The sequence below is a fragment of the Pseudomonas sp. Tul2A7 genome (genome assembly GCF_054790505.1).
The window spans coordinates 1,915,671-1,929,536 of sequence record NZ_CP186499.1 but is presented as its reverse complement, the minus strand read 5'-3'; the positions used below and the strand labels follow the sequence as shown (position 1 = coordinate 1,929,536).

At 60.5% G+C, this 13,866-nt stretch carries 10 protein-coding genes; all 10 read left to right on the top strand.

Translation table 11 applies throughout. The features are described 5' to 3' along the window. Nucleotides 1-320 precede the first annotated feature (320 nt). The 10 genes from ACOYXJ_RS08660 (at nt 321) to ACOYXJ_RS08615 (ending at nt 13,833) form a co-directional block, all read left to right on the top strand. Complete coding sequence (locus ACOYXJ_RS08660) at nt 321-1,673, top strand: TolC family outer membrane protein (protein ID WP_150708662.1); 1,353 nt, start codon at nt 321-323, stop codon at nt 1,671-1,673. Between the two features lie 34 nt (nt 1,674-1,707). Next, nucleotides 1,708-3,864, top strand: coding sequence for a type I secretion system permease/ATPase (locus ACOYXJ_RS08655; RefSeq protein ID WP_095122335.1), 2,157 nt, complete (start codon nt 1,708-1,710; stop codon nt 3,862-3,864). Further along, nucleotides 3,854-5,221, top strand: coding sequence for an HlyD family type I secretion periplasmic adaptor subunit (locus ACOYXJ_RS08650; RefSeq protein ID WP_007918311.1), 1,368 nt, complete (start codon nt 3,854-3,856; stop codon nt 5,219-5,221). Before ACOYXJ_RS08655 ends, ACOYXJ_RS08650 begins: the two co-directional genes overlap by 11 nt. Nucleotides 5,222-5,583: 362 nt before the next feature. Continuing rightward, nucleotides 5,584-6,480 (top strand): TauD/TfdA dioxygenase family protein, encoded by an 897-nt coding sequence (locus ACOYXJ_RS08645; protein WP_460368973.1) that lies wholly within the window; start codon nt 5,584-5,586, stop codon nt 6,478-6,480. 22 nt (nt 6,481-6,502) lie between these two features. Then, nucleotides 6,503-7,363, top strand: coding sequence for an ABC transporter ATP-binding protein (locus ACOYXJ_RS08640; RefSeq protein WP_460368971.1), 861 nt, complete (start codon nt 6,503-6,505; stop codon nt 7,361-7,363). Between the two features lie 20 nt (nt 7,364-7,383). Next, nucleotides 7,384-8,250 (top strand): ABC transporter permease, encoded by an 867-nt coding sequence (locus ACOYXJ_RS08635; RefSeq protein ID WP_460368969.1) that lies wholly within the window; start codon nt 7,384-7,386, stop codon nt 8,248-8,250. Nucleotides 8,251-8,452: 202 nt separating this feature from the next. Then, nucleotides 8,453-9,370, top strand: a complete 918-nt coding sequence (locus tag ACOYXJ_RS08630; RefSeq protein ID WP_016985559.1) for a LysR family transcriptional regulator — start codon at nt 8,453-8,455, stop codon at nt 9,368-9,370. Between the two features lie 223 nt (nt 9,371-9,593). After that, on the top strand, nt 9,594-11,132 hold the full coding sequence (locus ACOYXJ_RS08625; protein WP_460368967.1) for an MFS transporter: 1,539 nt from the start codon (nt 9,594-9,596) through the stop codon (nt 11,130-11,132). A gap of 26 nt (nt 11,133-11,158) precedes the next feature. Further along, nucleotides 11,159-12,229 carry an HlyD family secretion protein gene (locus ACOYXJ_RS08620; protein ID WP_460368965.1) on the top strand — a complete coding sequence of 357 codons (1,071 nt, stop codon included), beginning with the start codon at nt 11,159-11,161 and terminating at the stop codon, nt 12,227-12,229. Then, on the top strand, nt 12,226-13,833 hold the full coding sequence (locus ACOYXJ_RS08615) for an efflux transporter outer membrane subunit (RefSeq protein ID WP_460368963.1): 1,608 nt from the start codon (nt 12,226-12,228) through the stop codon (nt 13,831-13,833). Before ACOYXJ_RS08620 ends, ACOYXJ_RS08615 begins: the two co-directional genes overlap by 4 nt. Nucleotides 13,834-13,866 lie beyond the last annotated feature (33 nt).

The window sequence follows — 13,866 nt, the reverse complement described above, 5'->3', positions numbered from 1 at the left end:
GGACCTGATGGCATGGATGCCGATTCAGTCTGGACGTACTTTAAAATTTTGCGAAACAAGTTTGACGCTTACTTTCGTCAATAATTTGGCTATATTCTTTCGCTATTAACTTTATGCCAAACTATTGACCTTCTGGGTGCCATCCTAAACAATCGCCCCACTAATGTCACATTGATATTTCCGCGGCGACCTGTCCTTCAGCGTGTGATCCAGTTCCTGTTTTGAACTTTCCGACATACGGTCAACCCGGTTGCCAATCATCCGACGCAGCGCGACATTCTGCTGTGATTCAAGACAAGAAGTTCTGGAAAATTATTACCATGCGTTTGCCCCTTTTCATGGCTGTACCCTTCGCTCTCGCCGCCTCTTTTGTACAAGCACAATCCTTACCAGAAGCCATGCAGCAGGCACTGGATGTCCATCCGGAAATCCAGGCTGGGGTCAACAGTCGTTTGGCCGCGGATTATCAATTAAGAGCGGCAAAAGGTGGATACCTGCCGAAGGTCGATCTGCTCGGCGGTTATGGCCGTGAAGGCACCGACAGCGTCACCACTCGCGCCAATGGCGGCGGCAACCACTGGGAAACTCTGAACCGCAGCGAGTCAAGTTTACGTCTCTCGCAAATGGTTTTTGACGGTTTTGCGACGTCCAGCGAAGTCGGGCGTCAACAAGCCACCGTTAACTCCCGCGCTTACTCCTTACTGGGCACTTCCGAGCGCACCGCGCTGACTGTCGCCCAGGTCTATCTGGACGTGCTGACCCGCCGCGAATTCGTGCGTCTGGCCGAAGAAAACCTCAAGAGCCACCAGCGCATCTACGACCAGATCCAGTTGCGCACCCAACGCGGCGTTGGCAGCGGTGCCGACCTCGATCAGGCTGAAGCGCGGATGGCCCAGGCCCGCAACAACCTGATCACCGAGCAGACCAACCTCGCCGACTCGGAAACCAACTTCCTCAGCGCCGTCGGCCAGATGCCCGATCAGCTGGAGCGTCCGGCGCCGTTCATGGCGATGATGCCGGCCAACCTCAATGAAGCGCGCCAGCAGATGCTGGAAAACAGTCCGATCCTGCGTTCGGCCGAATCCGACATCGCCGCTGCCGAGAAGCAGTACGAAACCGCCAAGTCGACCTTCTACCCACGTTTCGACGCCGAACTGGGCCGTACCGCCGATAACGATCTCGATGGCCAGAACGGCCACAACAACGAATGGCAAGCCATGCTGCGCATGCGCTTCAACCTCTACTCCGGTGGCAGCAACAAGGCTGATCTGGAATCCAAGTCGTACCTGTCGAACCAGGCGCTGGACATCCGCAACAACGCCCTGCGTCAGTTGAACGAAGAACTCGGTCTGGCCTGGAACGCCCTGAACAACGCCAACGCCCAGGTGCCGATTGCGCAGCAATACGTCGATCACAGCACCTCGGTGCGCACCGCCTACCAGCGTCAGTTCAGCCTCGGCGAACGTACCCTGCTCGATTTGCTCGACAGCGAAAACGAGTTGTTCACCGCTTCGCGGCGTCTGGCGGAAATCAAAAACATTCAGTTATTTACTCAGTACCGAATCAAGGCGACCATGGGCGAGTTGCTCAGAAGCCAGGGAGTGGTCGCACCGTTGGCATCCGTTGTGCAGAACGACGTGAAGCCCAAGGTCCAGCTGCCTGGGATGAATTGAGTTATCCCTTTTCAACTGTCAAAGAGTGTCGAGCGTGGAATCAGAAGTCAGTCGAGTTCAACTCAGTCATGATCCACGCGCGTTGCACGACGATCCGTTACTGGATGGCCTGCTCGCCCTTTGCATGCTTCATCAGAAACCCGCCAGCGCGGCGATGCTGACCACCGGCCTGCCGCTGCCCAAACAACGTCTGAGTGTCGAGTTGCTGCCCCGCGCGGCGGCTCGCGCCGGCCTGCAAGGTCGGGTATTGCAGCGCAAACTGGAAGAAATTCCGGCGATCGCCATGCCGGCCTTGCTGCTGCTCAAGGATGGTCGCAGCGCCGTCCTGCTCGGCTGGCAGGGTGACAACGAAGCGCGGGTGCTGCTCAGCGAAACCGACGGCGGCGAGTCCATCGTCAGTCGCGAACTGCTCGCCGACGATTACACCGGCAAAGTCTTTTTCGCTCAGCCGCAACACAAATTCGACGTCAACCACGGCACGCTGATTCCGCGTGCACGCTCGTGGTTCCGCGACACCCTCAAGCGTTCGCGCTGGCTGTATGCCGACGCCATCGCCGCGAGTTTCCTGATCAACATCATCGCCATGGCCGCGCCGCTGTTCGTGATGAACGTCTACGACCGCGTGGTGCCGAACCAGGCCGAAGCGACCTTGTGGGTGCTGGCGCTGGGTATCACTGGCGCCTATATCTTCGACCTGATTCTCAAGAGCCTGCGCAGCCTGTGCCTGGATCTGGCCGGAAAGAAAACCGACCTGATCATCTCTGCAACGTTGTTCGAACGCATCGTCGGCATGGCGATGAAGTACCGCCCGGCGCGGGTCGGCAGTTTTGCGCAGAACATCCATGAGTTTCAGAGCCTGCGCGACTTCCTCGCCTCGCTGACCCTGACCAGCCTGATCGACCTGCCGTTCACCATCCTCATCTTTATTGTCATCGCCATTCTCGGCGGGCATCTGGTGTGGATTCCGGTGTTGGCGTTCCCGATTGCTCTGCTGATCGGCTACGCCTTGCAGAAGCCGCTGGTGGCGACGATGGAACGCACCATGGCCCTCGGTGCCGAGCGCCAGTCGAGCCTGATCGAAACCCTCGCCGGCCTCGACGCGGTGAAGGTCAACAACGCCGAAAGCGAACGCCAGTATCAGTGGGAACAGACCATCGGCACCCTCAGCCGCCTCGAGCTGCGAGTGAAAATGCTCTCCGGCCTGGCGATGAACATCACCTTGCTGATCCAGCAACTGGCCGGGGTGATCATGATTGTCTTCGGTGTGTACCAGATCATCGCCGGCAACCTGAGCATGGGCGGTCTGATTGCCTGCTACATGCTTAGTGGCCGCGCCCTCAGCCCGCTGGCCTCGTTGTCCGGTCTGCTGACCCGTTACCAGCAGGCACGGGTGACCATGACTTCGGTCGACCAGATGATGGAGCTGCCGCAAGAACGCAACTTCGAAGAGCGCCCGCTGAGCCGCAAGGTTCTGCAAGGTGCGATCGAGTGCCGCCAGCTCAGCTTCACCTATCCGGAACAACAGAACCCGGCGCTGAAAAACATCAATCTGGTGATCCGTCCCGGCGAGAAGATCGGCATCATCGGCCGCAGCGGCTCGGGCAAAAGCTCGCTCGCCAAACTGTTGGTCGGCCTGTATCAGCCGGACGACGGCGCCTTGCTGGTCGACGGTGTGGATATCCGCCAGATCGACGTCAGCGAACTGCGTTACAACATCGGCTACGTGCCGCAAGACATTCAACTGCTGGCCGGCACCCTGCGTGACAACCTCGTCTCCGGCGCACGTTACGTAGAAGACGAACTTGTCCTGCAGGCGGCCGAACTGGCTGGCGTCCACGAATTCGCCCGTCTGCATCCGCAAGGCTATGAGCTGCAAGTCGGCGAGCGTGGACAGAACCTCTCCGGCGGTCAACGACAGAACGTCGCGCTGGCCCGGGCCTTGTTGCTCAACCCACCGATTTTGCTGATGGACGAGCCGACCAGTGCGATGGACAACACCGGTGAAGAACGCCTCAAGCAACGCCTCGCGGCGGTGATTGAAAACAAGACCGTGGTGCTGGTCACGCACCGGGCTTCACTGTTGTCGCTGGTCGATCGTCTGCTGGTGATCGACCGTGGACAGATTCTCGCCGATGGCCCGAAAGCCGCCGTGATGGAAGCGTTGAAGAAGGGGCAGATCAGTGTTGCTTAAGTCGGGTTTCAAGGATTCGATCCGTCGCTACTTCAAAGGCTCGGCATCGCTGCAGGGCCAGCCCCTGCCGGAGGTCAACAAGGCGCTGATCGAAGACGCCCCGCGCGTCGTGCGCCTGACCATCTGGGCGATCATCGGCTTCTTCATCTTCCTGCTGCTGTGGGCCAACTTCGCCGTCATCGACGAGGTGACCAAGGGCGACGGCAAGGCGATTCCGTCGTCGAAGATCCAGAAAATCCAGAACCTTGAGGGCGGGATCATCTCCGAACTGTTCGTCAAGGAAGGCCAGATTGTTGAAGCCGGCGCGCCGTTGATTCGCCTCGACGACACGCGATTTGCCTCCAACGTCGGCGAAACCGAAGCGGATCGCCTGTCGATGCTGCTGCGCGTTGAACGGCTGAGCGCCGAGGTCGATGACCGTCCACTGAATTTTCCCGAGGACGTGCTCAAGGCCGTGCCGGGCCAAGCGAAAAGTGAGGAATCGCTGTACATCAGCCGCCGTCAGCAGTTGCACGACGAGATCGGTGGTTTGCAGGAGCAGTTGATTCAGCGTCAGCAAGAGCTGCGCGAATTCGCCTCCAAGCAAGCGCAGTATCGTCAGCAGCTTGGCTTGCAGCGCCAGGAAATCAACATGTCCGAGCCGCTGGTGGCGCAGGGCGCGGTGTCGCCGGTGGAAGTGCTACGTCTGAAGCGTGCCGAGGTGGAAACCCGTGGTCAACTGGATGCAACGACGCTGGCCATCCCGCGCGCCGAATCGGCGATCAAGGAAGTGCAGCGCAAGATCGACGAAACCCGTGGCAAATTCCGCAGCGAAGCGCTGACCCAACTCAACGAAGCCCGCACCGACCTGAACAAGGCCAGCGCGACCGGCAAGGCCCTGGAAGACCGCGTCAGCCGTACGCTGGTGACATCGCCAGTGCGCGGCATCGTCAACAAGCTGCTGGTCAACACCATCGGCGGCGTTATTCAGCCGGGCAGCGACATGGTCGAAATCGTACCGCTGGATGACACCTTGCTGGTCGAAGCCAAGATCCGTCCGCAGGACATTGCGTTCCTGCATCCGGGGCAGGAAGCAATCGTCAAGTTCACTGCGTACGACTACACCATTTACGGCGGGCTTAAAGCCAAGCTTGAGCAGATCGGTGCCGACACCATCACCGACGAAGACAAGAAAACCACGTACTACATCATCAAGGTGCGCACTGAGCGCAGTCACTTGGGTACCGATGAAAAACCGTTGCTGATCATTCCGGGAATGGTGGCGTCGGTGGACATCATTACCGGCAAGAAGTCGGTGTTGAGCTACCTGCTCAAACCGATCATTCGCGCACGGGCAGAGGCGTTGCACGAGCGTTGATTTTTTAGTGACCTCACTGGCCTCATCGCGAGCAGGCTCACTCCTACAGTTGATCGCGTTCCATCTGGAGAAATGCGGTTACTGTAGGAGTGAGCCTGCTCGCGATAGCGTCAGCTGAAACACCACATCCCTGTCAGTAAGTGACAAAAACCGTCACTCACCACCCAGTCCATTCCTCACCAATCGCCATATCGTTATTCATTAACGGTATTTAATTTCCAATTCTTATATCTATAAAGTCATCCCCCTGCGTACCTGCCGACCAATCGGCGCGCCGCACGACCTGAACCAACACGCAATCCAGCGTGAGTGTCTGATCGACGAGCGCGCCCGTGAGCGTGCCGTGCGTGGGAGATGGAAAGATGTCCGCAGCTACTGCTTCCCCAAGCGCCGCGACCGCCGCGCCGCAATCCTTTGAAATCCGCCCGTTCAGCGGTGCCGTCGGCGCCGAAATCATCGGCCTCGACCTCACCCGGTCGATCAATGATCAGGACTTTGCGCGCGTCCATCGCGCGCACCTGGATCACCACGTCGTGGTGTTCCGCGACCAGCAAATCACCCCGCAACAGCAAATCGACTTCAGCCGCCGCTTCGGCGTGTTGCAGATCCATGTGCTCAAGCAGTTCCTGCTGGCCAACCACCCGGAAATCCTCATCGTTTCCAACATCATCGAAAACGGCCAGAACATCGGCCTCGGTGATGCCGGCAAGTTCTGGCACTCCGACCTCTCTTATAAAGAGCTGCCGAGCCTCGGTTCGATGCTCCACGCGCAGGAGTTGCCGTCCGAGGGCGGTGACACGTTGTTCGCCGATATGCACAAAGCCTGGGACAGCTTGCCCGAAGCGTTGCGCAAAGCAGTCGAAGGCCGCAGCGCTGCGCATTCCTACACCGCCCGCTATAGCGAAACCAAATTCGAAGGTAACTGGCGCCCGACCCTGACCCCGGAGCAACTGGCTCAGGTCGCCGAAGTGGTGCACCCGGTGGTGCGTACGCATCCGGAGAACGGACGCAAGGCGCTGTTCGTCAGCGAAGGCTTCACCACACGCATCGTCGGTCTGCCGGAAGACGAGAGCCAGCAACTGCTGAGCGAGTTGTACGCCCACAGCGTGCTGCCGCAGAACATCTACCGCCATCAGTGGCAGCCCCACGATCTGGTGTTCTGGGACAACCGTTCGCTGATCCATCTCGCCGCCGGCTGCCCGGCGCACCTGCGCCGCAAGCTGTATCGCACGACCATTCAGGGCGACGCGCCTTTCTGATTCGCCGGAGATTGAGCAAATAATGAACGCTCCCTTGCCAGGCCACGCGGCCAGCACTCCGATCGCCCGCAGCGAAGCGCTGTTGGCGGTCGATCATGTCAGCCTCGAATACCGCACGCCGCAACGCGTGGTGCGCGCCACTCACCAGGTCAGTTTTGAAATCGACCCGGCCGATCGCTACGTGCTGCTCGGCCCTTCCGGTTGCGGTAAATCCACTTTGCTCAAAGCAGTCGCCGGCTTCATTCAGCCGTGCGAAGGCGAGATCCGTCTGCAAGGCCAGCGCGTCGACGCGCCGGGGCCGGACCGCATCGTGGTGTTTCAGGAGTTCGATCAACTGCCACCGTGGAAAACCGTCAAACAGAACGTGATGTTTCCGCTGCTTGCCTCGCGCACCCTGAAGAAAAAAGAAGCCGAAGAACGTGCGCTGCACTATCTGGAAAAGGTCGGACTGGCGGCGTTCGCCGATGCCTATCCGCACACCTTGTCCGGCGGTATGAAAGCGCGGGTGGCGATTGCCCGGGCGTTGGCGATGCAGCCGAAAATCCTGCTGATGGACGAACCGTTCGCCGCCCTCGATGCACTGACCCGGCGCAAGATGCAGGAAGAATTGCTGCTGCTCTGGGAAGAAGTGCGTTTCACCCTGTTGTTCGTTACCCACTCGATTGAAGAGGCGTTGGTGGTCGGTAATCGCATCCTGCTGCTGTCGCCGCATCCCGGCCGAGTGCGCGCCGAAGTGCACAGCCATCAATACGATCTGCACAGCCTCGGTGGCGTGGCGTTTCAGGAATCGGCGCGACGCATTCATCGTCTGCTGTTCGACGAAGGCCAGTCGCCGGAAACCGAGCGTGACCACGACTTCAACGATATTCGCATCGCCTATTGAGCGGCCAGGAGGACTACCCGATGAGCCATTCATCATCTGTGCGTGAAGAATTCGAAGTTGTGCTGGAGCCGTTGACCGAAGTGCCGGTCGAGCGTGAACTGTCGCTCGGCACGCGGCTGTGGCAACAGGGCTGGCTGCGTAAAGGCCTGATCCTGATTGTGCTGGCGGTGCTGTGGGAAGTGGTCGCACGGATCCAGAACAATGACCTGATGCTGCCGAGTTTCCTGCAGACCAGCCACGCGCTGTTCGAGGGCCTGCTCAGCGGTGAGTTGCTGGCCAAGGTGTCGATTTCGTTGGTGGTGTTGATCAAGGGTTACCTGATCGGCATCGTTTTGGCGTTCGCCTTGACTACGTTGGCGGTATCGACGCAGTTGGGCCGTGATCTGCTGAGCACGATGACCTCGATGTTCAATCCGTTGCCCGCGATTGCTCTGTTGCCGCTGGCGTTGCTGTGGTTTGGCTTGGGGCAGAACAGCCTGATCTTCGTCTTGGTGCATTCGGTATTGTGGGCGCTGGCGTTGAACACCTATGCCGGATTTCTTGGGGTTTCGGAAACCCTGCGCATGGCGGGTCGCAATTACGGTTTGAAGGGGTTGCGGCTGGTGCTGTTCATCCTGATCCCGGCGGCGCTGCCGTCGATTCTGGCCGGGTTGAAGATCGGCTGGGCATTTGCCTGGCGCACCTTGATCGCGGCGGAACTGGTGTTTGGCGCGACCAGTGGCAAGGGTGGGCTGGGTTGGTACATCTTTCAGAATCGCAATGAGCTGTATACCGACAAGGTGTTTGCCGGGTTGGCGGTGGTGATCTTGATTGGCTTGATGGTGGAGAATCTGGTGTTCGATACGCTGGAGCGGGTGACGGTCAAGCGTTGGGGTATGCAGCGGTAATTCTGTGGCGTTGCGGCTGGCCCCTTCGCGAGCAGGCTCGCTCCCACATTTGATCTCCTGCGGGCACAGGTTTTATGAACGACAGAAGTCCAGTGTGGGAGCGAGCCTGCTCGCGAAGGCGTCTTTGAAGGCGCCGCCAAAGCTGAAAGATGTTTGCTAGCATTGCGCCCAGATCAATCCTGATCAGCCATGAGTGCTCAGCATGCAACTCCCGGACATGAACCTTCTGGTCGCCCTCGACGCCTTGCTCGACGAGGGCAGTGTGGTCGGCGCCGCGCGGCGGATGAACCTCAGCCCGGCCGCCATGAGTCGCACCCTGACGCGAATTCGCGAAGCCATCGGTGATCCGATCCTCGTGCGCGCCGGCCGTGGTCTGGTGCCAACCCCCAAAGCCCTGGAATTACGCGAGCAAGTTCGCGATGTGGTCGAGCAGGCCGCGCTGCTGTTCCGCTCCGCCGACAGCGTGGAACTGGGCACACTGCGCCGCCGTTTCAGCATCCGCGCCAACGACTTTTTCATCGGTGTCTACGGCGGCAAGCTGTTCGACACCCTCGACCAACTGGCGCCGCACTGCGAACTGCGTTTCGTCCCGGAGGGCGACGGCGATGATGAAGCGCTGCGAGAAGGGCGCATTGATCTGAGCGTCAGCAACACTCGGCCCGTCACCCCTGAAGTCAAAGTGCAGAACCTGTTTTCCACGCACTTCGTTGGTTTGGTGCGTGAAGACCATCCATTGCTCGACGGCGAAATCACTGCCGAGCGCTACGCCGGGTTTTCCCACATCAGCATGTCGCGCCGCGGCATCGCTCGCGGCCCTATTGATACCGCGCTGAATGCGCTGGGTCTGGAGCGGCGCGTGGCGGTGATCGCGCCGAGTTTCCATGCGGCGATGTTTGCGCTGCCGGATTCCGACCTGATCCTGCCGGTGCCTAAGGAAGCGCTGCTCAGCGTGCGTCGCCTGGGGTTGAAACTGCGTTCGTTCGACCTGCCGATCCCGTTGCCGACCTTGATGCTGACACAAGCCTGGCACCCGCGTTTCGACAAAGATCCGGCGCACCGCTGGCTGCGCGAAACCCTCAAGGCCTGTTGCGACGAAACGTGGCTGGCTGCCCAGCCTTAATCCCCCAACCAACGCAAAACCCTTGTAGGAGTGAGCCTGCTCGCGATGGCGGTGTGTCATTCAATACATGCATCGACTGACACATCGCCATCGCGAGCAGGCTCACTCCTACAGGGGTTGATCGTTGTGTCTGGTGCACTTATAACCTGCCAATAAGTCAATTTTCGTCATTGCCAAGCCCGACTAAGATGCTCCGGTATTTTTCCCTCCGGAGTGTGTATTCATGACATCCCTGACGGCGGCAGCGCCCATCGCTGCGGCCAGCCCGGCGAAGGCGGCGACGCCACCGGTGTTCGGGGCGCGGATCATCATTGGCCTGGTCGGCGTGCTGCTGGCGGTGCTGGTGTCGGGCCTCAACGAGATGGTCACCAAGGTGGCCCTGGCCGACATCCGTGGCGCGCTGAGCATCGGTTACGACGAAGGCACCTGGCTGGTCGCCAGCTACACCGCCACCTCGGTCGCGGCTATGGCCTTCGCGCCGTGGTGTTCGGTGACCTTCTCGTTGCGCCGCTTCACCCTTTGCGCGATCGGTCTGTTCACGTTGCTCGGCGTGCTGTGTCCATTCGCGCCGAACTACGAAAGTCTGCTGCTGATGCGCATCCTGCAAGGTCTGGCCGGTGGCGCGTTGCCGCCAATGCTGATGACCGTCGCTCTGCGCTTTTTGCCGGCGAATATCAAACTCTACGGTCTGGCAGGCTACGCACTGACGGCGACATTCGGCCCGGGTCTCGGCACGCCGCTGGCCGGTTTGTGGACCGAATACGTCGGTTGGCAGTGGACGTTCTGGCAAATCATCGTGCCTTGTCTGATCGCCATGGCGATGGTCGCGTGGGGTATTCCGCAGGATCCACTGCGCCTGGAACGCCTCAAATCGTTCAACTGGAAGGGCCTGCTGCTGGGCTTTCCGGCGATCTGCATGTTGGTGATCGGTTTGCTGCAAGGCAATCGGCTGGACTGGTTCGAGTCGAGCCTGATCTGCGGATTGCTCGGCGCCGGCTCGCTGCTGCTGGTGGCGTTTCTGATCAACGAGTGGTCGCAGCCGATTCCGTTTTTCAAATTGCAGATGCTCGGTATCCGCAACCTGTCGTTCGCCTTGATGACGTTGGCCGGTGTGCTGGTCGTTCTGCAGGCGGTGGTGTTGATTCCGTCGAGCTATCTGGCGCAGGTGCAGGGTTATCGCCCGGCGCAGACCGCACCGATCATGCTGATCGCCGCATTGCCGCAACTGATTGCGCTGCCGTTGGTGGCCGCGTTGTGCAACCTGCGCTGGGTCGATTGCCGCTGGGTGCTTGGCATGGGTTTGAGCATGTTGACGCTGTCCTGCCTGGGCGGATCGCTGCTGACTTCAGAATGGATTCGCGACAATTTCTACGTCCTGCAATGGCTGCAGATCTTCGGTCAGCCGATGTCGGTGTTGCCGCTGTTGATGTTGTCCACCGGCAGCATCCAGCCGCAGGACGGGCCGTTCGCCTCCGCGTGGTTCAACACGGTGAAGGGCCTGTCGGCCGTGGTCGCTACCGGGGTGATCGAAGCGCTGACCACCGCGCGCCTGCATTTCCATTCGACCATGTTGGTCGACAGCCTCGGCAATTCGCCGCTGGCCGACCGCAGCGATCCGGGTCTTGCCCATCGCCTGCACGAACAAGCCGTGGTGCTGACTTCTTCCGATCTCTATGTGTGCATGGCCGGCGTCGCGGTGGCGTTGATCCTGCTGATTTTCTGGCTGCCGACGCGGATCTTTCCGCCGCGCGCGCCGACCTGATTGCTTCACTGAAACAGAAGGTTTTTATGACGACTCAAGCAAAGCAAAAACTCGCGGTGGCCATCGCCGCCGCACTGGCGGTCGGCGTGCTGGTTTACCTGGCGCTGCCCGGCGTGTTTGGCAAACGTACCCAGCAAAACACCAATGACGCCTTTGTCTCTGCCGACTACACCCTGGTGGTGCCGCGTGTGGCCGGCTTCATCAAAGAAGTGCTGGTGGAAGACAACCAGCAAGTGAAGGCCGGGCAGTTGCTGGCGCTGATCGATGATCGCGATCTGCGCGCCTCAGCCGAAGCGGCGGACGCGCAAACCCTGGTCGCGCGGGCGCAGTTGCAGAACGCCAAAGCGACGCTGGAACGCCAGACGTCGGTGATCGCCCAAGCGCAAGCTTCGGTGGTCTCAGCCAAGGCTGAAATGGCTTTCGCTCAGCAGGAGTTGAATCGCTACAACCATTTGGCGGGCGTTGGCGCTGGCACTGTGCAAAACGCGCAACAGGCGCGCACGCGCATTGATCAGGCCACGGCTCATCTCGACACCGCCACGGCGAAACTGGCGGCAGAGCGCAAGCAAGTCGACATTCTTACCGCTCAACGAGATGCGGCCGAAGGCAGTCTGAAACACGCACAAGCGGCACTGGAAATCGCCAGTTTCGAACTCTCTTACACGCGCATCACCGCGCCGCAGGACGGCATGATCGGCGAACGGGCCGTGCGCGTCGGCGCCTATGTGACGCCGGGCAGTAAGCTGCTGGCGGTGGTGCCGTTGCAGCAGGCGTATGTCGTGGCGAATTTTCAGGAGACGCAATTGACCGATGTGCAGCCGGGGCAGGACGTGCAGGTGCGCGTCGACAGTCTCGGCGGTGAAGCGTTGAGTGGTCGCGTCGAAAGTATCGCCCCGGCAACCGGTGTGACCTTTGCGGCGGTAAAACCGGATAACGCCACAGGCAACTTCACCAAAGTGGTGCAGCGGATTCCGGTGAAAATCATGCTGGAGCCGGGTCAGCCGTTGGCCGAACGGTTGCGGGTGGGCATGTCGGTGGAGGCGAGTATTGATACCGCCAGTTCGGCGACGTCTGTGCGTGAGGTGACTCAGCGATGAGCCGTGTTGACCGAACCGACGCCTTCGCGAGCAGGCTCGCTCCCACAGGGGCTGCGCATTCCAAAATGTGGGAGCGAGCCTGCTCGCGAAGAGGCCAGTGGCAGCAAATCACTCTGAGTGCCTTGCTCGCAGTGAGCCTCACCGCCTGCACCGTAGGCCCTGACTTCCAGAAACCCGAAGCCACACAAATCGCCGACTGGGCCAAACCCGCCAAGTCCGCCCCCAGCCAAGCCGTCAGCGAACCCCTCAACGAACGCTGGTGGGAAGTCTTCCATGACCCGCAACTGTCCGCGCTCACTCAGCGTGCGGTGCAGAGCAACCTCGACCTGCAACTGGCCAGCAGTCGTCTGCAGCAAAGCCGCGCCGCCCGCCAGGTGATCACCGCTGACCGTTATCCGAGCACCGCCGCCACGGGCAGTTACGCGCGCAAACGCAACAGCAGCGAGGGCCTGAACGACCCGTCCGGACACAACGGCGAATCCGCGTTCAACCTGTGGGACGCCGGTTTCTCCGCCTCATGGGAACTGGATTTCTGGGGCCGCGTACGTCGCGAAACAGAAGCCGCCGATGCAAACCTCGAAGTCGCCGAAAACGACCGTCGCGGGGTGTTATTGGCCGTGCTCGCTGACACGGCGCAAAACTACATTCAGCTGCGCGGTGTACAAAACACCCGCGCCGTCACCGAGCAGAACCTCGATGTCGCCCGCCATAGCGTGAAGCTCTCGCAACTGCGTCTGGCTGATGGTGTGGCGACCGATCTCGACGTCGCCGAAGCCGCTGCGCAAGTCGCGGCCATCGAGTCGCGATTGCCGGCGCTGGAGCAACGTCAATCGCAGTTGATCAACGCGATCAGCCTGCTGATGGGCGAACCGCCACAGGCATTGGCCAAGGAGTTATCCACAGACGCCGCCGTGCCGCAGTCGCCGCTGCAAGTCGCCATCGGCCTGCCGTCGCAACTGGCTCAACGCCGCCCGGATATCCGCCAGGCCGAAGCGCGCCTGCATGCTGCTACCGCCAACATCGGCGTGGCCAAAGGCGACTTCTATCCACGCATCACCCTGTCCGGCAACCTCGGCTCGCAAGCCATGCAACTCAGCGACTTTGGCTCGTGGGGTTCACGCGCCTTCGGCATCGGCCCGCAATTCAGTCTGCCGCTGTTCGATGGCGGACGCCTGCGCGGCATGCTGCAACTGCGCGAAGCGCAACAACAGGAAGCGGCGATCGCCTACCAGCAAACCGTACTGCGTGCATGGCACGAAATCGACGATCAACTGACTGCCTACAACGCCAGCCAGCGCCGCCGCGACAGCCTCGCCGAAGCCGTACGGCAGAACCAGATCGCCCTGCGCACCGCGCAACAGCAATACGTCGAAGGCGTGGTCGATTTCGTCAACGTCCTCACCGTGCAAAGCGCGCTGCTGGCGACGCAGGAGCAGTGGGTGGAAAGCTCCACTGGCGTGTCGCTGGCCATGGTCGGGCTGTACAAAGCCTTGGGCGGTGGTTGGGAATCCGTGTATCCAGAGGCGAAAATCGCCGCCGGGTTGCCGGGTGTCGTGAAAGCACAAACCGACATCGACGGTTCTGCCGTGGCTGACCTAAAGTGATGGGCAGGTTGGCGCGTCATACTCTCGTGGCGC